Here is a 743-nt window from a genome sequence, read left to right on the forward strand (position 1 = left end):
TTGTATGCCTATACAATAAAACCACCTGCTATGCTGGTGGTTCCCCTTACGGCTTTAGCCCTAGATAAGAAAACCTCCAATGATATAATAAGTGTGGGTCCTAAACCGCACTACATATAACAAAGGAGGTATCCAAAATGGATAAGAATACTTTATCACACACAACATGGGAGTGCAAATATCACATTGTATTTGCACCCAAATTTAGAAGACAGGTAATATATGGAGCCATTAAAGCAGATGTGGCAAATATATTGAGTACACTTTGTAAGAGAAAAGGGGTAGAGATAATAGAAGCAGAGTGTTGTCCAGATCATATACATATGCTAGTGAGAATACCACCTAATATAAGTGTTTCATCATTCATGGGATATTTAAAGGGGAAAAGTTCGTTAATGATATTTGATAGGCATGCAAATTTGAAATATAAATATGGGAACCGTAAATTTTGGTGTCGAGGATACTATGTGGATACATGTGGAAAAAATGCAAATAAAATCCAAGAGTATATAAAGAATCAACTCATGGAAGATCAAGCATATGACCAGTTAAGTCTAAAAGAGTATATTGACCCGTTTACGGGTGAGCCAGTAATGAAAGGCAAATAAAAAGTCCTTGTAAGGACTAGCCGGAGAATGAGGTGCGGTTGGGGACCTTATTTTCGTAGGACCTTTGAGGTCCAAGCCGGTAATAGTCCCTTACAGGGACAGAGCAAACCACCAGCTAAGCTGGTGGTGCTGATT

General features: G+C 38.4%; 1 protein-coding gene. It reads left to right on the top strand.

Going from position 1 to position 743, the window contains the following annotated elements; genetic code table 11:
- Nucleotides 1-137 precede the first annotated feature (137 nt).
- The gene (gene tnpA, locus DXA18_RS15430; protein WP_118384590.1) at nucleotides 138-608 is read left to right on the top strand and encodes an IS200/IS605 family transposase; all 471 of its coding nucleotides are present in this window, start codon (nucleotides 138-140) and stop codon (nucleotides 606-608) included.
- The last annotated feature ends 135 nt before the right edge of the window (nucleotides 609-743 follow it).

Source organism: Dorea sp. AM58-8, from assembly GCF_003464045.1.
Taxonomy (GTDB): Bacteria; Bacillota; Clostridia; order Lachnospirales; family Lachnospiraceae; genus Claveliimonas; species Claveliimonas ammoniilytica.

Coding starts and splice junctions, on each gene's coding strand:
- tnpA (WP_118384590.1), top strand. CDS start 138: ATGGATAAGAATACTTTATCACACACAACATGGGAGTGCAAATATCAC.